The organism is Aequorivita sp. KMM 9714 (genome assembly GCF_011065475.1).
Classification (GTDB): Bacteria; Bacteroidota; Bacteroidia; order Flavobacteriales; family Flavobacteriaceae; genus Aequorivita; species Aequorivita sinensis.
On sequence record NZ_JAAGRO010000001.1, the window covers coordinates 16923 to 36242 of the forward strand.

20 protein-coding genes are annotated in these 19320 nt (G+C 36.2%); 12 read left to right on the forward strand and 8 right to left on the reverse strand.

Annotated elements, in window-relative coordinates; all coding sequences use genetic code 11:
* Positions 1–34: 34 nt before the first annotated feature.
* A complete protein-coding gene (locus G3A46_RS14580) occupies positions 35–2590 on the forward strand; it encodes a prolyl oligopeptidase family serine peptidase (protein WP_165144495.1) in 2556 nt (851 codons plus the stop codon).
* A gap of 22 nt (positions 2591–2612) precedes the next feature.
* Here the strand turns inward: G3A46_RS14580 and G3A46_RS00060 are convergent, their stop codons facing one another.
* The 4 genes from G3A46_RS00060 to G3A46_RS00075 all read right to left on the reverse strand — a co-directional run bounded on the left by G3A46_RS00060 (position 2613) and on the right by G3A46_RS00075 (position 5991).
* Positions 2613–2870, reverse strand: coding sequence for a DUF6520 family protein (locus tag G3A46_RS00060; protein ID WP_165144498.1), 258 nt, complete (start codon positions 2868–2870; stop codon positions 2613–2615).
* 53 nt (positions 2871–2923) lie between these two features.
* A complete protein-coding gene (locus tag G3A46_RS14245) occupies positions 2924–4465 on the reverse strand; it encodes a MauE/DoxX family redox-associated membrane protein (RefSeq protein ID WP_206735933.1) in 1542 nt (513 codons plus the stop codon).
* A gap of 101 nt (positions 4466–4566) precedes the next feature.
* Complete coding sequence (locus G3A46_RS00070; protein WP_165144501.1) at positions 4567–5544, reverse strand: helix-turn-helix domain-containing protein; 978 nt, start codon at positions 5542–5544, stop codon at positions 4567–4569.
* A 72-nt stretch (positions 5545–5616) separates the two neighbouring features.
* Positions 5617–5991, reverse strand: coding sequence for a hypothetical protein (locus tag G3A46_RS00075; RefSeq protein WP_165144504.1), 375 nt, complete (start codon positions 5989–5991; stop codon positions 5617–5619).
* Positions 5992–6187: 196 nt separating this feature from the next.
* Between G3A46_RS00075 and G3A46_RS00080 the strand changes: the two genes are divergently transcribed.
* From G3A46_RS00080 to G3A46_RS00110, 7 genes are all read left to right on the forward strand, one after another.
* A complete protein-coding gene (locus tag G3A46_RS00080; RefSeq protein ID WP_165144507.1) occupies positions 6188–8599 on the forward strand; it encodes an aminotransferase class I/II-fold pyridoxal phosphate-dependent enzyme in 2412 nt (803 codons plus the stop codon).
* 26 nt (positions 8600–8625) lie between these two features.
* On the forward strand, positions 8626–9465 hold the full coding sequence (locus tag G3A46_RS00085) for an RteC domain-containing protein (protein WP_165144510.1): 840 nt from the start codon (positions 8626–8628) through the stop codon (positions 9463–9465).
* A gap of 327 nt (positions 9466–9792) precedes the next feature.
* Positions 9793–10077 carry a helix-turn-helix domain-containing protein gene (locus tag G3A46_RS00090; RefSeq protein ID WP_165144513.1) on the forward strand — a complete coding sequence of 95 codons (285 nt, stop codon included), beginning with the start codon at positions 9793–9795 and terminating at the stop codon, positions 10075–10077.
* A 3-nt stretch (positions 10078–10080) separates the two neighbouring features.
* Positions 10081–10833, forward strand: a complete 753-nt coding sequence (locus G3A46_RS00095; RefSeq protein WP_165144516.1) for a hypothetical protein — start codon at positions 10081–10083, stop codon at positions 10831–10833.
* Positions 10817–11479 carry an ATPase gene (locus tag G3A46_RS00100; RefSeq protein WP_165144519.1) on the forward strand — a complete coding sequence of 221 codons (663 nt, stop codon included), beginning with the start codon at positions 10817–10819 and terminating at the stop codon, positions 11477–11479. The genes G3A46_RS00095 and G3A46_RS00100 overlap by 17 nt, the downstream gene beginning before the upstream one ends.
* Positions 11442–12278, forward strand: coding sequence for a DUF6577 family protein (locus G3A46_RS00105; protein ID WP_241836843.1), 837 nt, complete (start codon positions 11442–11444; stop codon positions 12276–12278). The genes G3A46_RS00100 and G3A46_RS00105 overlap by 38 nt, the downstream gene beginning before the upstream one ends.
* A gap of 24 nt (positions 12279–12302) precedes the next feature.
* Positions 12303–13352, forward strand: coding sequence for a nucleotidyl transferase AbiEii/AbiGii toxin family protein (locus tag G3A46_RS00110; protein ID WP_165144522.1), 1050 nt, complete (start codon positions 12303–12305; stop codon positions 13350–13352).
* Positions 13353–13385: 33 nt separating this feature from the next.
* On the opposite strand, the gene G3A46_RS00115 is transcribed toward G3A46_RS00110, so the two are convergent.
* From G3A46_RS00115 to G3A46_RS00125, 3 genes are read right to left on the reverse strand one after another with little or no spacing between them, the layout of a single operon-like run.
* Positions 13386–14174 (reverse strand): ImmA/IrrE family metallo-endopeptidase, encoded by a 789-nt coding sequence (locus G3A46_RS00115; protein WP_241836844.1) that lies wholly within the window; start codon positions 14172–14174, stop codon positions 13386–13388.
* Positions 14161–14505: a hypothetical protein gene (locus tag G3A46_RS00120; RefSeq protein ID WP_165144525.1), complete on the reverse strand. Its 345-nt coding sequence runs from the start codon at positions 14503–14505 to the stop codon at positions 14161–14163. Before G3A46_RS00120 ends, G3A46_RS00115 begins: the two co-directional genes overlap by 14 nt.
* Positions 14492–15181, reverse strand: a complete 690-nt coding sequence (locus G3A46_RS00125; RefSeq protein WP_165144528.1) for a sigma-70 family RNA polymerase sigma factor — start codon at positions 15179–15181, stop codon at positions 14492–14494. The genes G3A46_RS00120 and G3A46_RS00125 overlap by 14 nt, the downstream gene beginning before the upstream one ends.
* Before the next feature lie 139 nt (positions 15182–15320).
* Between G3A46_RS00125 and G3A46_RS14445 the strand changes: the two genes are divergently transcribed.
* The 4 genes from G3A46_RS14445 to G3A46_RS00140 all read left to right on the forward strand — a co-directional run bounded on the left by G3A46_RS14445 (position 15321) and on the right by G3A46_RS00140 (position 18503).
* A complete protein-coding gene (locus G3A46_RS14445; RefSeq protein ID WP_277875369.1) occupies positions 15321–15446 on the forward strand; it encodes a hypothetical protein in 126 nt (41 codons plus the stop codon).
* Between the two features lie 327 nt (positions 15447–15773).
* The gene (locus G3A46_RS00130) at positions 15774–17012 is read left to right on the forward strand and encodes a nucleotidyltransferase (protein ID WP_153267919.1); all 1239 of its coding nucleotides are present in this window, start codon (positions 15774–15776) and stop codon (positions 17010–17012) included.
* Positions 17009–17497, forward strand: a complete 489-nt coding sequence (locus G3A46_RS00135) for a hypothetical protein (RefSeq protein WP_165144531.1) — start codon at positions 17009–17011, stop codon at positions 17495–17497. Before G3A46_RS00130 ends, G3A46_RS00135 begins: the two co-directional genes overlap by 4 nt.
* Complete coding sequence (locus G3A46_RS00140; protein WP_165144534.1) at positions 17478–18503, forward strand: CBASS cGAMP-activated phospholipase; 1026 nt, start codon at positions 17478–17480, stop codon at positions 18501–18503. The genes G3A46_RS00135 and G3A46_RS00140 overlap by 20 nt, the downstream gene beginning before the upstream one ends.
* A 97-nt stretch (positions 18504–18600) precedes the next feature.
* On the opposite strand, the gene G3A46_RS00145 is transcribed toward G3A46_RS00140, so the two are convergent.
* Complete coding sequence (locus G3A46_RS00145; RefSeq protein ID WP_165144537.1) at positions 18601–19248, reverse strand: N-acetylmuramoyl-L-alanine amidase; 648 nt, start codon at positions 19246–19248, stop codon at positions 18601–18603.
* Between the last annotated feature and the right edge of the window lie 72 nt (positions 19249–19320).

Here is a 19320-nt window from a genome sequence, read left to right on the forward strand (position 1 = left end):
AATCTACCAAATATTATTATCAAACGCCATGTTGGTGGCACAAAGCCCCCATAAATCTCCATACTCCTCTGGTTTGGATTCCTTATGGAGCTCGGACACGAACATTCTGAAGATTTCAAAGAATGGCAAGTGGATAGCCTTTTCCGAGATCTTTCCAAATGATAAAAAAAATCTTTTAGTTAAAGAAACCCAGGGGGAAAAACAATTTCTCCTGCCCGAAAGCGATTGGGTGGATTTTTCGGTAAACAGTAGCTTGTTTACGTGTATAAGCAAGGAAAAAGAACTGTTGATTATAGATTTGCACAGTCTGGAAGAAGTGCGCTATAGCCATATAATTTCCTATAGCCATTCAGGAAACGGCACTTATATTGCTGCGCAAAGGGAAGAGCCTGGGAAAGGCAAGGAAGTATTAGTAATAGACCTGAAAAGCAAAAGCGTAGTACATACTCTCAAGAATACAAGTAAATACCTTTGGCACCCCTCCAGACATGTTCTTTATGCCACGCGGGAAACTCCAGAACGTTCACAGTTAATTCGATTTGAGGTAGATAAGGAGCTCACCCAATACCTTTTCCAAAAAAGCAAGGGGACGATTGAACATCTGGAATTTAGTGAGACTGGGGAGGAAATGGTTTTTCTATCTTCCCATAATGGAGTCCAACAATTAAATTATTACAATCACCTTACTGGCACTTTGAAAGTACTGGCGGACACCTTGATACAGAAAAGATTTAAAAATTTCCGTCTTAGCGCATTAAAACCTTTTATATCCGCAGATGGGAAAAAAATTATTTTTTACCTACAATCAATGATCCCTAAGGATGGAAAAATCCATGATGCCGAAGTATGGGATACTGCCGATCCTTGGATCGGGCCCAGAATGACCATGTACCGAGAGCAAAAAGCTCAGTATTTTTTAACGGTATGGTATCCCGAGAGCGGGGCATTAAGAGAAATAGAGACCAAAGAATTACATACATCCGCAATGAGTATAAACCATGATTTCGCCGTGGTTTATGATCAATTGCAGTATGAGCCATTGTATAAATATTTCCCTAATGTAGATTTATATTTAAAAAACCTAAAAACTGGGGAATTAAGGTTGATATGTGAAAACCAATACACCGGGGGAAATTATGTAACTATATCTCCAACCGGAAAATACATAACCTATTTTAAGGGTACAGATTGGTGGGTATACAATGTTAAAACTGATGAAAATGTAAATATCACAAAAGAATCCCACCAAATCTTTTATAATTCAGAACACCAGCTTCCTGGCGATGCTTTTCCCTATGGCAATCCGGGCTGGCTACAAAATGAAGAATATCTGGCGCTATATGACCAGTTCGATATTTGGTTGATGAGCCCCGACGGAAAAATAAAAAAAAGGATAACCCGAGGGAGGGAGGAAAATATCCGATACAGAATAAACAGGGATGATGGTAGAAAACCATTTAATTTCCTAACCATCAATCACAATTTTTCGAGTTCCACATTTGCTTCCGATAACGGAATCTTGTTGGAACTATTCGATTATAAAAGCTATAAAACAGGTTTTGCCTACTGGAATGAAAACTCTGAAATCCAGCCCCTCCTACTTGAGAATGGAAAAATTGACCAGGTTCACATAGACCAGGATTCGAGAGTTTTGGTTTATAGACACCAACGTTTTGATCAACCTATCAGTATTCACTCATACGATTTAAAAAAAAAGACAAAAAGGATTATCCACCAAACCAATAAGGAGTTAATGGATTATGATCTTGGAACTTCGGAGTTTATTGAATATGGATTGGAAGATGGTACTTCCTTGCGCGGCTCTTTAATATATCCTGCCAATTATGATTCCAATAAAAAATATCCACTTATTGTGGAAATTTATGAAAAGGAGTCCCGCGATATAAATAATTTTGAACCGCCATCGAATTTATCGTATGATGGTTTCAATTTATTGAAGTTTACCCTGAATGATTATTTTGTGCTCTATCCCGATATTTTCTATACTATTGGAGAACCTGGAGTTTCAGCATTGAAATCGGTTAGTGCCGCCGTAGAAAAAGTACTGGAAACTGGGCTGGTGGATAAGAAGCGGATAGGGCTAATTGGTCATTCCTTTGGGGGTTATGAAACCGCTTTTATCATTACCCAAACAGATTTGTTTGCGGTAGCCGTAGCTGGAGCGCCAATCACTGATGTGGTAAATTACTACCATCAGGTTCATTGGGATTCAAAATACGAGCAAATGTGGCGTCTTGAGAACCAACAATTTCGTTTTGGGAATTCCTTTTACAAAATGAAGGATGCATTCTTCAGAAATTCGCCCTTACAGCATGTGGAAAAAATTGAAACACCCTTGCTCTTATGGACAGGGAATACTGATACCAATGTAAATTGGAGCCAAAGCGTCCAAATGTTTCTGGCATTAAAGAGGTTGAAAAAGAAAGCAAAATTAATTTTATACGATAAGGAAGGCCATGCAATAAACAAAGCGGAGAATCAAACTCATTTATCAGAGACCATATTTCAATGGATGGAAAATCATCTCAAAAACAATCAAATTGAAAAAGGTTTTCCCGTTTCAGATTAAACGGGAAAACCTTATTTACAAATTAGGGCATCCATTCATACAGGAAATCAGTACAGTTTGGATTTCTATGTACTGTTTTTTCCCCGTATTTACAAACAGGTCCCCCGCTCTCAATAACGCAGTCTGTTGAAACCGGGGTACAGCCTGCAGTACTTAAAATATACCCAGTAATCAAGGCATTATCCTCAACCGGGGTATTGTTCACATTTGCAAAAGCAAACACGATTGTCAATAAAAATACCATCACTGGCATTCCGAACTTTAAAATTTTTGTTCTCATAATATAAAGTTTTAATGAATTACCGACCTACTTTTTTTTACAGGTGTTCGGTCTCAGTCCTGATACTGGCCAGTATGTGTTGTGTTAGAACCAGGGTTAAAATACTCTGGTTTTAACTTATAAACCCATAATCTTCCGTTAACAAGGGCAATCAAAATGTTTCCATAGATGCGAAAATCTTCAAGTTTTTTATTTTCTTGGTGGTAGAGGTAAAAACTGAATTCATAGCTATTCGTAACAATATTGTAGACATCTATAATAGACGCGGAATCAGTAGCCGTTTTATCTTCAAATCTTCCCAAACGGTCGCTATTGATATAAAGGTAGTCCCCGTATGTCGCAGTAAGTCTATTGACAGTTACGGATCGTCCCCTCTTGTATTGATCTTTTTTATTGTGATGGGCAATATCCAAAATTGCATTGCTTACAGTATCAATGGTTTTTCCGGAATATTTATAGTTCAAGTTTTCATCCGTTACCTCATAACTGTTTCGATAAAAATAAGTGTAGATGAATTTTCTATGTGCATGGTTCCATAGCAGCGAGCCATCACTATCAAATATTCCATCAAACTGTTTGGTTATAATCTTATCGTTAAAAATTACGGTGTCCTGGGCAGTCGCTTTAGTAATGAGCCCAAGATTTGTGGTTGAAGTGATAGCGGATATGCCCGCAAGGCCAATATGGGTAGAATCCGCGATTTCAAATTGTTTAAAGTAGGCTTCATCATAACTGAATAAGGTTGCTTGCCAATCATTTGTTTTTCCCCGAAAAAGTACGGGCACGGTACCGTCCCCCACAAAAAAGAAAGGAGGCTCCACCATTATACGAGCCCTTCGGTACGGGAGCTCAAGGTTACTAATGGTAACCGGGAAATCCTCAATATGCCTCAAGGAAACATCGATAGTTTTTAGATACAGAGGAGCGTGAAAATTTCCAATATAAATAACACTATCCTTAAAACCAGCGAGGTAATACGTATTCGAGCCAAGCTCATAATCACCTAAATACTTCGCAGCCCGAGGGAGGTATTTACGCTGGAAGGCCTCATTCCTGTAAATTTTCTTCTCAGAGCTTATAAACAGAACCGTCAACATAAGTGTTGCAGAAGCGGCAATAATTAAAAGAGCAAAAAACACGGCCTTATTTGAGGTCATCAACTTGCCAGATCTAAGAAGTTGGGATTCGAGTAGGATTCCCACCACTGCCAATATTATAAAGGAAATATTGAAAAAGAGGTGTTCCGTCCAACTCAGTTTTTCAAGTACACCCCCACAAGAACAAGGAACAATGTCAGAGAAATTAAGGATAATGAATATATAAACGGTAAACATAACCATTAGAGCAAAGCAGCCAATGAGAGCAGCTATCCGATATCGGGGAATAATTATTAACACCGATAATAGAATTTCAACTCCCGGCACCAGTACAGAAAGAACCCCAGCATAGGTACCTAAAAATGGAGATTGTGCCAATTGGATTTGAAATGTTTCAAAATCCAAAAGTTTGCTGACAGCAGCATAAACAAACAAAACAATAAATAATACACAAATTGTATTTATTGTAAGTTCTCGGTATTTTTGACTGAAAATCATATCGTTTGATTTGATATGATAAAATTCGGAATTAAAATTTGTACATTTCGGAGTAGTTCTTGCCTGAGAGGTATTACTTTTAAAATCTTTAAAAAAAAGCACTATTCATCATCAAAAGAAGACTTTTTTCTTAGCTCAGTTGGAGTAAAACCAAACTGTTTTTTAAAAGTACGAGAAAAATGAGGTACACTTTTAAAACCTGTGATATGCGCGATAGATTTAAAGGATCTGTCACCATATTGAATAAGCATTTTTGCTTTCCGCAGTCGTTCATTCCTTAAAAATCTATACACACTAACACCATAAAGTTCCTTAAAACCATATTTAAGTTTAAAAGTATTGGTTCCAATTTGAAGTGCAAACTCTTTTATGGAGGGGAAATCCTTATCGAGATTATTAATTAAAAGATCTCGGGCTTCACCTATCTTTCTTATATCCTCATTGGTTAATCGAACTTTTTCCTTCGTTTGCGAAGATGAAATTTCAAATAATTTATTCTTAGACTCCTTATTAAAACCAACTATTTGTTGCTTTAAGTTAGATTCTAGTTCTACCTGTTTTTTCGAATGCTTAACGACTGTCAACAAGAATGTATCCTTTCCCAAATTCTTCCATCTCATTCTATTTACATAACAAGCACCTGGAACCAATAGGCTCTCCTTTGTTCTAAATTTAAGTTCAAGAGAAGAATCTAACAACTTTTTCTGATTAAACACTTTCCAATTCTCTTTCCATTTTGAAACGGAAGCTTCATCCAAAAAAGAGTGGAATGGTTGTCCTACTATATCCTCACATAAATAAAAAAGTATTGTACATGCCTGATGATTTACAGCTTCGATATAGCCTTCTGAATCAATTAGAAAACTCATTAAAACTATATGTCTAATAGTTTCATTTGCATTGACATACCCTTGATGGATCAATGTCTCCTCTATTTCCTCAGACATCATATTCAGAACTAAAACAAGGGCTTCAACATCATCATTTTTGAGAGATCTCTCCAAACGGTAGAAAAATTTACCAGCACCCATTTTCAGTAACATGTTACTAATTTTTTTGAGGCGTTTTTTTTTCGACATGGCTTTACAATTAGTTGTTTTCGATTCCTTTTATTAATTGGGGGTTTAAAAATTATAATAGATCTGGAAATATTATATGTATTTTTCCAAAAAAAATTTTGCTTCCTCGATTGACTGAAAAGCCTCAGTTGGTATAGGTGGTTTACTTGCTAACATGTAAAATCTGGAGAGTAGTTCTGACACAGGCTTCTCTACAATAAAGGCTGCTGCTTTTATCAATACTGATCCTTCCTTAGCCAAATAATCCCTTGCAGGCTTATTAATTTCCTTAACACCGCGAATATCACATATTACTAATAAACATTGACCTGCATGTATTCTTAGGCGATCCTCCACTATCATTATTGCAGCATCCAGATTTATGGATATTCCAATATGATATCGCATATATACGATACCGTCAGTAAATCGATATGACGCAAAGTCATTTTCAATGTAGTCCAACATAATTAGAAAACTGGTAATTCAATTTAAATTTACGAAATAATCAACAAATTTCACTTTCATTTAGAGTCTAGCAATTTAAAAGAGTATATTTCTCTTGCCTATTATGCAATAATTCTTATCCGTAAGGTATTATAACATCCTTAGGTTTTTAATTTCCATCAAATGCCAGTAAATTCTATGCTCTAAAAAAAGAATCATGGCAAAAATCAAACACAACAATTTTTTGGACACTGTAAATGAAGTATTTACGGATGCAAAACAGGAAGGCGTGCTTCACCTTTATGCTGAAGGGGAATCCTTTAATGGGCGTACTATTGGAGTTAAAAACCGGAGTCTTTTTCACTTTGGCACTACTGGATACCTAGGGCTCGAACAGGATATAAGGCTAAAGAAAGCCGCTATTGATGCTATTAGGAAATATGGTACCCAATTTCCGTTATCAAAATCATACATCTCCAATCCGCTGTATAGAAAATTGGAAGAAAAGGTTACTGAGATGTATGGCCACCCCATTATCATTACCAAAAACAGCACTTTGGGACATTTGGGTGTAATTCCCAGTGCGGTAAAGGATCAGGACGCTATAATCCTTGACCATCAAGTGCATTGGAGCGTTCAGAGTGCCGCGAAGATTTTAAAGAATAGAAGCGTGCCCATTGATATGGTACGGCATAATGACCTGAATATGCTCGAGGATAAAATAAAGCGATATTCAAACCAGCGAAAGAAAATTTGGTATATGGCCGATGGCATTTATTCGATGTACGGTGACTTCGCTCCCTTATCCGATCTGATGACACTAAGCCAAAAGTATCCCCAGCTTAATTTTTACTTTGATGATGTACATGGGATGAGTTGGATAGGTAAAAACGGTACTGGGTATGTGTTGAGCGAACTTGGGGAGCTATCGGAAAACATATTACTCTTCGGCACACTTAGCAAAACCTTTGGAGCGAGTGGTGCAGTGTTGGTGTGTTCCAATAAAAAAATGTACCATGAGATAAAAACCTTTGGAGGGCCATTGACGTTTTCCGCCCAATTAGAACCGGCATCCATTGCAGCAGCGACTGCCTCTGCTGATATACACCTTTCCCCAGAGATTTATATCCTGCAACAGGAACTGCGGGAAAGGGTAGCCTACTTTAATGAACTGCTACAACAGACTGACCTCCCGCTGATAGACAAGAATATTTCGCCAGTGTTTTATATCGGAACTGGGATGCCAAAGACAGGCTACAATTTTGTGAACCGATTGATGAACGAGGGTTTCTATGTTAACCTTGGAATATTTCCTGCAGTCCCTGTTAAGAATACCGGTGTGCGAATAACCATTTCAAGGCACAATCAACAAGAGGAAATCAAAGAACTTGTAGCGGCGATGGAATATCATTTCCCAAAAGCACTGAAAGACACCCATACCAATACTGAACGGGTGTTTCATGCTTTTAAGTTGGAGCCAAAAGAAAAAGATGAACCCTTAAAAACTTCGCTTAAAACTGAATTAAAAATTCGGTTGAAAGATTCGATTGAAAAGATTGACAAGCAACTTTGGAACAGTTTATTAGGAAAGCATGGCGTATTCGATTGGGAGGGATTGAAATTTCTGGAAGAATCTTTTAGTGGCAATTCCCAAATCGAACATAATTGGGAGTACAGATATTTGATTATTTATGACCAAGAACAAAAGCCGATATTAGCCACTTTTATGACGGTGGGATTATGGAAAGACGATATGCTGGCTGCAGTGGGAGCTTCTCAAACTATTGAGGAAGAGCGCAAAAATAATCCGTATTATCTAACTTCAAAAGTGCTGAGCCTTGGTTCCCTCTTTACGGAAGGAGAGCATTTATATTTGGATTATGCACATTTATATAAACAGGAGGCGCTGAATTTACTTATGCAAAGTTTGGAAAAACTGGAACATTCTCTTAAAGCAAAAATGATTGTGTTGCGCGACTTCAGCGAGAATCAAACCTTACACGATTATTTTCAGGGGCAAGGTTTTGTAAGGGTGAGTATGCCCGACTCTTGTGCAATTAATCTAGTTCCCCACGAAAACTTTATTTCATTTTTGACAAAACTTTCAGCCAGAAATAGAAAACATTTAAGAAAGGAAATTCTCAACATAGAACCATTGCTCAATATCAATATACTGCATAACTGTTCAAAAGATCAATTGGCACAAATTGAATCTCTGTATTCAAATGTGCACCAAAATAATTTGGGGCTGAATACCTTCTCCTTTCCTTCAAAATTATTCGAAAATATGTCCAAGAACTCCAATTGGGAGTTTATTGTTCTAAGTACCAAAGAGAGTCCCAACAAAATTATTGGCGTAATGTTATGTTATAAAAATAGCCATAAAACTTATATTCCTGCGTTTGTAGGCTTGGACTATGATTCCCTTAAAGAGTTTCACGTGTATCGCCAGCTTCTTTATCAGACTATTAAACGTGCTTTTGAACTTGATTATGACCATATCTCATTTGGTCTGACTGCATCTTTTGAAAAACGCAAATTGGGAGCTTCGGTACATAACATTTACGCCTATTTACAATCTGCCGATAACTATACACTGGAGCTTATGGGTATACTGGAATCCAGTTGATCTACTGAAATACCTGCAACATATTTATGAAATATCAAAAATTAATAGCGGAATTCGAAACCAATCTGGAAGCTTTGGAAACTTGTACGGAAGATATTTTATACAGGGCAGAAACTAGTATAACCTATACTGAAAGATGGTTAAAGACACTTCGGAAGAAAGTTCTCAAAACCGGTTTCAGTTCCTCTACTGAAGAGATATTTTTCTTCAAACATATAAAACCCCAAATCTTTAGCAAACTAATCTACTTTGCAAAACTATTTCAAATTGAAAGCAAACGACCTAGAAGTAGTTCTAAATTCCAGATTAAATACCTTAACAGTCAAATTAATAAGTTACAGGTCTTCTTCAATGATAATCTGGAATTCTACCATTATTATCGCCGGGGAGCAACCTCCCTCGATGAGGAATATTTTATCAGAGGTAAGTCAGATCTTCGAACAGCGACAGATTTTTTTAATTTCTATGTCGATGAAAAATTTTCTACTTGTCAAGATGGTACAGTAGCCGCGATCATGGCCTACGATATGCTGATTGTTTATCTCCAGCAGGAAATAGAAAAACTTGAGAACAACAACGATAACCAAAATACAAATTTAATGAAGCAATCATCAAGACTTTTTTGGACAGGCAATAAAACAGAATTGATCGAACTGATCTATGCCTTACAGAGCAGTGGATCCATTAATAGCGGAACGGCTGATATAAAGGAACTAGCCACTCTCTTTGAACAGATTTTTAATATAGAACTGGGGAATTATTACCACACCTTTATAGAAATACGAGCCAGAAAAGGCAGCAAGACAAAATTTATGGAAAAATTGGAGGAAGCCCTATTAAAACGGTTCGAGGAATCGGATGCATAACCCCACCCTCTCCCCAAGTTGGGAAATCAATTTTTGAGAAATTTCCCATTAATTTTATATCAATTTGGTATAGCTATTCAAGATGATAACAATCATTACACTCTATTATCCCTCAAATCTTATTTTGAAAAATCTTTCCCACCTCTGGATTGACTATTGAAAAATAATCACCAAAGTACCTCAAATTTGTAGAACGAAAGTCAAATCGAAGATTCACGAACACTTTTTTATTAAAATTTTAAAGTACGTGAGCTAAATCAGGTTAAGGGCTATCAATTAAAAATTTTAAAATCTTTGATAGCCCTTTTCATTTAAAACCGTTCTATTATGCCTACAAGTATTATTACCACCGACGATCTTCGAGAATTTAAAATGGAATTGCTCGATGACATTAAAAACCTTTTATCAAAACAATCTAAAGGTAAACTCAAGAGATATCTTAAATCTTCCGAGGTTATGGACTTGCTACAAATAAGTCCAGGAACTTTGCAGAACCTACGTATCAACGGTACAATACCCTACACAAAGGTAGGTGGTATTATCTATTACGATGCCGAGGAAATCCAAAGTGTGATGACAGCCAACCGTGTACAGCACGGTTTAAATTCTTAAGCGATGAACTACATAAAGCTACTTAATGCGGCTTTTGAAAAGTTCTATTTCGATGACCGCCTAAACCCTACCCATATCAGTTTGTATATGGCGCTGTTCCAAGAATGGAACAGTAGCCGCTTTGCAGACGTATTTTACGTAAACCGTAGAGATTTAATGCGCTGTTCCAAAATAGGCTCAAAATCCACGTATCATCGATGCGTTACAGATTTAGACTCGTGGCTTTACCTATGCTATTTTCCCTCCAATAACCCATACAAAGGAAGTAAAATCAAAATGTCCATTATCGGGACAAGTGATGAACCTGTTACGGGACAGTATGATCCCATATTGGAACAACTTGCGGAACAGTACCGTCCCATACATGAACCAGTAGTGTACCAACACCATCCCAAAAACGGACAAGCTGTGGACGCGCACCGTCCCATGAGTGGACAAGCATTGGTATCTACTATAAACAATACCAAACAAGTAAACAATACTAAACAGCCAAAGGGCTGGCAGGCCGTTATTAATTTTTTTATTAAAAAAGGTTTTAATGATGATGAAGGAAAAAGATTCTTCGAGCATTATAAAAATCGGAACTGGCAAACTAGTGATGGAAAAGAAATTAGAGATTGGCGCGCTTTGGCCTCGAACTGGATGGATAGAACAGAGTTATATGCCGAAGAAAACAAACCAAACAAAAAACGACCGTCCCAAATCAAGGACAACTTGCGAACCACTAAAAACAAAGACTATGGACAACCCCTCTAAAATTACCGAAGGTGGCGTGGAATATTCGCTCGGAAAGTTTGATGGCAAAAGCATTCTCTACGATTTTGATAAAATCCTGATTTACTTGGATGCCAAAGGAAAATTGCTCTTTGGAAAACAATTTAAAATCTATGATGAAGACACGGTTATCATCCGCAAATTATGCCATTATTTCATCAAGGATGAAGAAAATTGTCTGAAAGATGATATCGACCCTGACAAGGGCATTCTTCTTTCCGGACCAGTTGGATGTGGAAAGACCACTTTGATGAAACTGTTGCGACATATCGTTCCAATGCAGCGACCATACGAAATGGTTCCGTGTAGAAATATTACCTTCAGCTTTAATCACCTCGGATATAAAACTATTGAAGACTATGGAAATACTAAATTTTTCTGTTTCGACGACTTAGGCATAGAGCCTGTCGGAAGATTTTACGGCAAAGATTTGAACGTAATGGGCGAAGTGCTCTTGTCTCGTTACGAATTATATCTGCAAACGAAGAAAAAAATCAAAACCCACGCCACCACAAATCTCAACGCTGAAGAACTGGAAGAGCGCTATGGAAACCGTGTTCGAAGCCGAATGCGGGAATTGTTTAACCTGATTGCTTTTGATACCAAGGCTACGGATAAACGGAAGTAATTGCTATTCACTATTAAACTTTGGCAAAAAATGTGTATTTTGCCAAAGTTTAATTCAAAATATCGTTGTTCTGGAACAAACTATTAAAGATAAAATACCAACATACTTTGTTGACCAGCAAGCTATTTCAAAAACCAGTCTGGTAGAGCTTATTCAGAAAGATTTTCCAAACTTAAAGAAAAGTTCTATCACTGTGTATTTGTCTAAACTTAAAAAAGAAGGTGTGTTAAAAAACCCATCCAGAGGTAAATACGCTTTAAGTGGAAAAGATAGATTTAGTCCAGTTATTGATACTAAATTAAAACGACTGTACAATAAAATAAAAAAAGATTATCCATTCATTGAATTCTGTGTGTGGAACACTTTATGGTTAAACCAATTTATGCGCCATCAACCCTTTAGATTTTACACCATAATTGAATTGGAAAAAGATGTGGCACAGTCCGTTTTTTACAAGTTGAAAGACCAAGGCAAAACCGTTTTTTTAGAACCAGATGCTGAAACTTTCGAGCTGTACATTCATAATAGTGATGACGTCATAATTCTAAAACAGTTGGTATCTGAAGCACCTTTAGTCGAAACCGAGAATATCGTTATTCCATTGCTGGAAAAATTGTTGGTCGATATGCTTATAGACACTAATTTATTTGGTGCACAACAAAGTGAATTGAAATTTATTTACCAATCTGCATTCGAAAAGTTTGAAATAAGCAAAAGTAAGATGAAACGCTATGCCCACAGGCGTAATAGAGAGACGGAAGTTGAACAATTAAGCAATTTAACTTTGGCAAATAACTAATTTTATTGCCAAACATTAATTTTAATGATTAAAGAAACTACATATCAACCAGAGTGGATTTATGAAGTCAAAAAAAGATTAGGTAAAAAGTATGACCCAAAACTTATTGAAAAGGTTGTCTATGCCTTACTATTTTTGGAACAACTTAAAATCAACGAGCTAGATTTTATTTTTAAAGGCGGAACTGCCCTATTGTTAGCCACCAAAGAACCTAAAAGGTTTTCAATCGACATCGATATTATTACCGAGCAAAGCCAAAGCGACATAGAATCTGTTCTTGAAGCTATAAGTAAGGAAACTGAAGCGTTTACACATTGGGAAGATGACAATGACAGAAAGCACACGCCTGATGCACCAGTTGGTCATTTCAAGATGTTCTACAAAAGCAATGTAGATGGACGTGTCGAGCCAATTTTACTGGATGTCCTACACACACCAAATCCATATCCCGAACTTACAGAAATTCCGATTGCTCACAACTGGCTTCAAACACAAGGGAAAATCACAACAGTAAAAATGCCAACTTTTGATGCCATTTTAGGCGATAAACTGACTGCGTTTGCACCAAAAACCACAGGGATTTTATACAGCAAGGGAAGACCGGTTGAGATTATCAAACAGTTATTCGACGTAGCGTTTTTAATGGATAATATTTCGGACTTGGCAACCGTCCGTAACAGCTACACAAAAGTAGTTGCAGAGGAAATAGCGTTTAGAAAACTAAACATAACCTCAGAACAGGTTTTGGAAGACACCCAAAAAGCCTGTTTTATAATTTCCGTCCGTGACACAAATTCCGAGGAATTTAAACATCTGCAAACTGGAATAAGCAATTTTACCAATTTTACATTGGTAAGGTTCAATATTGAAGAAGCCATTACAGCTACTTCAAAAGTTGCATACTTATCTGAACTGATTAAGGCTGATAGTGACAGCGAAATCGAAAGGTTTACAAATCCGCTTGACGTTAAAGATTGGTTGATTGAGAACCCTCAATTCACCAAGCTAAATAAATTGAAAAAGAGCAATCCGGAAGCGTTTTTTTATTGGTTTAAGGCAATAACTTCACGTTAAAAGCTCATATTTATTGAGGCTTTTTTGAACACACTATTCTTCCCAAATGATGCTAAGAGCTCTACCCTTAAAAGTAATACAATGCTCAAAAAATTTTCTTTGAATATTGCCTTCCTTAACGTAGTTGAAAATATCAACTGCCCAAATCTCTTCTTTTTTGAACAGGTTATCAGTAATGTTCTTAAAGTATTCGCCCATTACTGTATTTGGTGCCACCTTGTTTTCATATAACAGGTATTTGTAGGGAAAATGTTCGCTACAATATTTCCAACGTATTTTTCCATTCTCGCCATAGACAATCATAATATCGTGATTTCCTATATCTGCAAACCTGAATGCACAGGCAGTCCTGCTGACTTTATACTCGTCCTTCAAATAATCTACCAATTCAATACTAAAGGTTTTACGATAAAAATCTTTTGAGAACCTTTCTTCTGGCATCAGCAAACAGGATGCAAAAAAATCCGCCTCTCTTTCAATTTGGTTAAATTGCTTTTGGTTAGTTCTAGACGGATGTGGTTCTAACAGTCCTTTTTTCAATCCTATCCTGTGAGAGTCAATGTAGTAGTGTCCCAGCTCGTGTGCTAACGTAAACCTTCCTCTTGCAGAATCTGGTCTATTACCCAAATCGGTATTTATGTGAATATAAAACTTTCCATTATCATAGAAAGTCATTCCATCAAAGGTGTTCTTGCCGTAGCTGTCATAAAATACCGATAGACCTTCATCATCTAATATTTTGTCAAGAGGCGTTGTCTTTTCTTCATATTCCAATGCAATACTTTCTGCTAGTTCCTTTATGCTTGGTCTATTCCGAATCACTAGAATCTTGATTGTGTTTTTTTCGCATCTTATCTATAATATGTTGAGGCAATTCTTTCTTTCCTTTTCTTGCGACCATTCTTAGGCTTTCAATTTCCTCAACTACATCTTCTTCAAACATTGTTATGACTTTTGGCTCTCTATGAAACGTATTATTAATTACGGCAATTGGGTTAATAGATTTATCATCCAACTTATAATCATAATCTTCATATAATTTATTGAACCTATCTAGTTCAAGTTCATTACTAGGGAATAAAAACCCTGTTGAACCTAACCAACTGTCCAATTGAGCTGTTTCAATTAGTTCTATTTTCTTAGGCTTGGCCATTATTCATAATGTCTAAATAGTTAGTAACGTGTCTATCCGCATCGCCGTAATAGGTGTTCACGGATTTTTGGGTTAAAGAGAGTTTATCTCTAAGCAGTTTTGTAATTGTTCTTGGCACTTTTTTACCTTCCTTTCGATAAGCTCTATAAGTAAAATAAATGATTCGATGCTTTTCAGATAATCGGGTAAGAGCTCTTTCAATGGTTTTAAGTTTTGCCACAACTACCCTTTTTGCCTCAGCGTCGTCTGGTATGTCAAACTTTGCCAACAACTCATCTGCATTTCTAACCAGGCTTAAATCTTCTTCTTCAGTAGGCTCTGCACAAGTGTTCTTTTCGCCATATTTAATTATTTGGGTGTATAAAATTCGATACATCCAAATAAGTATTCCCTTATCCAAATCTCTCGCTTTGGACTTGTCTTTGTCAAATGTTGGGTATTTCCAAACTCTGGCAAAAGTACAATGCGCTATTTCCAAAGCCACCACCTCGTTATATCCATACTTATTGCAGTAAATCTCGGACTTACGTTTCAAATCTTTCTCAAATCTATAACAGAATTGCACAAAAGCGGCTTCTGCCTCTTTTGGAAATTCATCTTTAAAAGAAATATAATCCAGCAGGTCAACGCTAGGTAGTTTTTCAAAATCTATGTCCTGATTAGTACTTGTATTCATCTATATACCAAAACGGATATATCTATAATGGTATATGAGTGGACAGCACTCATAAAACCTTTGGTTAAACAACAAAATGCTATAAGTAAATAATGAAAATCAAATATAAAAAAAGTAAGTTCAACTAAAAATTAAAACTATGGCTAAAGATTCATCTGGTAAAAAGTTCAATAGAATTCCTGAGCACAAAAGAAAAGTAGGCGGAAAAACTATTACTATCAAGGAACATATTAGAAGTAACCGGAAAGACAGTAAAGGAAAGTAATGAGCGGAAATCCACAGCTCTGAATGGATATTGTTTAACCTAAAAATTCATTTTTATGAATAGTATTAATTTCTCTAAAGGAAAACTGAGTGTATGTCGCAAGGGCAATTGTGTTAATGTAAGTGGAGATATGGCAAAAGCCGTAGTCTTTGGTATTGCAACACTCGTTGTTATAAGTGGCATAGCTTCAATATTAGAGCAATCTAATTAGAAGATTGATTGTGGTGATTTTGTATGCAGAATTACCACAATCAAAATTTATTAAACGGTCAATCTGTCACAAGATATGAATGGCTTAATAATTGAAATTTTAAAATAAAAATTATTATGACTGAAGAATACAAAAAAGAAGTGATTGAAATTTTGGAAAATCTGGGAAAGCAACTCGATATTTCTGAAACTCAATATAATGAAGCTGTAAAAAGTTACGAAGCAGTTGGTGATTGGCTGTCTAAAGAAGGCTCGCCACTTTATCCATATAACCCAAGGATACTTCCTCAAGGTTCCTTTATGCTGGGCACAATTATAAAGCCTATTAACGATGAAGATGATATTGATATAGACCTCGTTTGTAAACTGAATGGCAAACCAATTTATTGGACACAAAAACATTTAAAAGATGCTGTTGGAAATAGGCTCAAAGACCATTCTACCTATAAGGAAATGATTGAGGATAAAGATGGTGGTCGAAGATGTTGGACACTTGAATATTCAGACAATGCTAACTACCATATGGATATTTTGCCATCTATTTCAGATAAAAATTTTACGGTTCTTTTGAGCGAATCCTTTAACAATAGCCAACATATAGATGCTAATAAACTGGCGATTCGTATAACCGATAAGGAAGAGTACCACTATTCGACCGAAACGGACACAGAATGGTGGATGAAAAGTAATCCTTTCGGCTATGCCAAATGGTTTTATCAAAGAGCCATATACAGTTCAACAAAAATGTTCGCTCTGAGCGAATCTGTTGATCCTGTGAAGCCATACCAAAAAGAAAAGATGCCCTTGCAACGTGTAATTCAGTTATTAAAACGCCATAGGGATATTATGTTTTGTTCAGATGAACTTGATAGTGAAAACAGGCCCATTTCTATTATAATTACCACTTTAGCTGCCAGAGCTTATGACAGAAGCGAGAACATCGTTGATGCTTATGTTAATATTGTGAGCACAATGCGTGGCTTTATAGAAACGAAACTGAACCGGAAGACAGGCCGTTACGAAAGATGGGTAAGTAACCCTGTCAATGATGAGGAAAATTTTGCGGACAAGTGGAGCGATGTTCCCCAAAAAGAAGAATATTTCTATAAATGGTTGGATAAATTGGAGGAAGACCTCGAAACAATCAAGTACAGCCAAGGAGTCGGCCTACAACGGTTGAATGAATCCTTTTCAGCACAATACGGCGACAAGGTCGTAAATAAAGCTTTTGCCGACTATGGCGAAAATAATCGAGTTCTAAGGGAATCTGGTTTGAGAAAAATGGCAGGAAGAACAGGTCTTTTAGGGTCGGTTGGTACTTCAATACCAAACCATAATTTTGAAGGTAATTTATGAGCAAATTTTTTAAGACAAACAGGAAAAGAAAAGTAAAAGGTATTCTCTCTACTGAACAATTGAAGAGGATAAAAAAAGTATTTCCAGAAATCAAGGTCTTAAAAAGCGGATGGGATAATTTTGAAATCATTGTTCAAATTCAACCCACTGCTATAAGCGAGTTATATGATGTAAAAGTTGTTTATATGGAAAACAAATGGGTAAAAATTTTTGTTGTCAATAAAACATTGGAAATCGCAAAAAGCAGAACAAAACTGCCTCACGTTTATGACTGTCAAAAGCAGCAGCTATGTCTTTATTCGCCATCTAAAAAAGAGTGGAATGCGCACAATTACATTATTGATACAATCATTCCTTGGATAAGTGAGTGGCTATACTACTATGAATTATGGTTGCCCGAAGGCAAATGGTTTGGCGGTGGTCATAATGAATACCCTAATGAGAACAAAACAAATATCTTGATAAATGAAGAATACAAAATTTAAAATATTGTCGATTGATGGCGGTGGCATTAAAGGTGTTTTCCCTGCATTGTTCTTAACACTTTTAGAAGACGAATTGAAAAATCGCTCTGATGGCAAAACTAAAATTTATCAGTATTTCGACTTGATTACAGGAACATCAACTGGTGGCATTATTGCTATTGCATTAGCCTTGGGAATACCTGCAAAAGAAATATATCAACTTTATTTGGATAATGCCAAGAAAATTTTTGGCAGCAAAAAACCTTTTTTCATTGGTCAAATCCTTAATTCAGCACACGAAAGAGAATTTTTGGAAAACCTTATTCGTGAAAAGTTCAGAGATGCAAACAATGGAATTGAACCAAGGCTTAGCGATTGCAAAACAGATGTTTGTATTCCTATCTATGATTTGATAAAAGGCAACCCAAGTGTGTTAAAAACCAAATATCATCCAGCTTTTGAGCGAGATTATCACATTCCGGCTTATCAAGCTGCTATGGCCACTTCTGCTGCACCTACATATTTCGACCCATATACCTCAGAATATATTGACCTTAATGGCACACAAAAAGACTTTGTAAACAAAGTTGATGGTGGTATAATGGCAAACAACCCTACATTAGTAGCGGTTCTAGAAGCCTTAAAGGCTTTTATAGTCGAAATGTCTCAGCTCGAAATCCTTTCACTTGGAACTGGATATAAAAAGTTTACCGATGGTAATTCCCGTAAAAAATGGGGTTTGCATTATTGGATGGTAAAGAATAGTAGAAAAAGGCTTATTGATTTATTTATGCAAAGCCAATCACAATTAGTTGCAAATTACATAAGCCTGCTTTACCAAGGGATAGACAGAAGTGAAAGAGATAATCCAAATTTTGTCTATGACCGGATAGATGTTTTGTTGAACGAGGATAATAATATCGAAATGGACGAATCTGACAGAATTAAAATTAAGAATTTTGCAGAATTAGCATCTATTGAATTTCAACACAACAGGACTACTATTCTGAAAAATCACTTTTATTAAATACTATATTACTTTTTCTTTGCTTTAGGTCTAAGTTCTTTAAATAGTATGATGATAATTTGTTTTATAGTAGTAATTATTTTTTCTAAAAATTCTTTCATAATCCAGCATTTAAATAGTTATTCAATTCCATTAAAATAATCAATGCCATAGTTCTGAGCGTTTCAGGTTTTCCTAGATAAAAGCTCTCATCCCAATTACTCAAAAAACCTAATTCCAAAAGCACAGAAGGACAATCGCTAATTGTTTCCCGCACCACCTGAAAATCAGCAGACTTCACACCCCTACTCTCAAAACCCAATTTCTTATTAAGCGCATCTTGCATTCGAAAAGCAAACCAGACGGAATCATCTTGATATTTTGATTGCTTATTGCTCACATACACTTCCACACCTCTTGCATTCGGATTATCCGAATGATTACAATGTAATGAAACAAACAACTCTGCTTTAAGAGCATTGGAGAGCTTCGGTCTATCGGATAACGAAATCAAAGTGTCATTATACCTTGTTAAGTAAATATCTAATGGTTTAGCCAAATTGTTATTTAGCTTCAAAATCGCATTTGCGATTTCCAATACAACATCCTTTTCTTGAATTCCATTTACACCTATCGCACCAGAATCTTTTCCACCGTGTCCAACATCAATTATTATTCGTTTTTGAGTTGCATTTTCCTGCCCAAAAATGATACACATTTTTAAGAGCAAAATCACAAAAGTGACGTTTTTGAGCACTTTTTTCATTTTCAAATTTTGGGTTATTAACAATTCAACTTCCAAAAATCATAGAATTTGATGCCAAATAATATCATCGGA

What these genes read in the sequence shown, in the direction of transcription:
- G3A46_RS00060 (WP_165144498.1), bottom strand. Translation starts at nt 2,870, where the DNA reads ATGAGAACAAAAATTTTAAAGTTCGGAATGCCAGTGATGGTATTTTTA.
- G3A46_RS14245 (WP_206735933.1), bottom strand. Translation starts at nt 4,465, where the DNA reads ATGATTTTCAGTCAAAAATACCGAGAACTTACAATAAATACAATTTGT.
- G3A46_RS00070 (WP_165144501.1), bottom strand. Translation starts at nt 5,544, where the DNA reads ATGTCGAAAAAAAAACGCCTCAAAAAAATTAGTAACATGTTACTGAAA.
- G3A46_RS00075 (WP_165144504.1), bottom strand. Translation starts at nt 5,991, where the DNA reads ATGTTGGACTACATTGAAAATGACTTTGCGTCATATCGATTTACTGAC.
- G3A46_RS00080 (WP_165144507.1), top strand. Translation starts at nt 6,188, where the DNA reads ATGGCAAAAATCAAACACAACAATTTTTTGGACACTGTAAATGAAGTA.
- G3A46_RS00085 (WP_165144510.1), top strand. Translation starts at nt 8,626, where the DNA reads ATGAAATATCAAAAATTAATAGCGGAATTCGAAACCAATCTGGAAGCT.
- G3A46_RS00090 (WP_165144513.1), top strand. Translation starts at nt 9,793, where the DNA reads ATGCCTACAAGTATTATTACCACCGACGATCTTCGAGAATTTAAAATG.
- G3A46_RS00095 (WP_165144516.1), top strand. Translation starts at nt 10,081, where the DNA reads ATGAACTACATAAAGCTACTTAATGCGGCTTTTGAAAAGTTCTATTTC.
- G3A46_RS00100 (WP_165144519.1), top strand. Translation starts at nt 10,817, where the DNA reads ATGGACAACCCCTCTAAAATTACCGAAGGTGGCGTGGAATATTCGCTC.
- G3A46_RS00110 (WP_165144522.1), top strand. Translation starts at nt 12,303, where the DNA reads ATGATTAAAGAAACTACATATCAACCAGAGTGGATTTATGAAGTCAAA.
- G3A46_RS00120 (WP_165144525.1), bottom strand. Translation starts at nt 14,505, where the DNA reads ATGGCCAAGCCTAAGAAAATAGAACTAATTGAAACAGCTCAATTGGAC.
- G3A46_RS00125 (WP_165144528.1), bottom strand. Translation starts at nt 15,181, where the DNA reads ATGAATACAAGTACTAATCAGGACATAGATTTTGAAAAACTACCTAGC.
- G3A46_RS14445 (WP_277875369.1), top strand. Translation starts at nt 15,321, where the DNA reads ATGGCTAAAGATTCATCTGGTAAAAAGTTCAATAGAATTCCTGAGCAC.
- G3A46_RS00130 (WP_153267919.1), top strand. Translation starts at nt 15,774, where the DNA reads ATGACTGAAGAATACAAAAAAGAAGTGATTGAAATTTTGGAAAATCTG.
- G3A46_RS00135 (WP_165144531.1), top strand. Translation starts at nt 17,009, where the DNA reads ATGAGCAAATTTTTTAAGACAAACAGGAAAAGAAAAGTAAAAGGTATT.
- G3A46_RS00140 (WP_165144534.1), top strand. Translation starts at nt 17,478, where the DNA reads ATGAAGAATACAAAATTTAAAATATTGTCGATTGATGGCGGTGGCATT.
- G3A46_RS00145 (WP_165144537.1), bottom strand. Translation starts at nt 19,248, where the DNA reads ATGAAAAAAGTGCTCAAAAACGTCACTTTTGTGATTTTGCTCTTAAAA.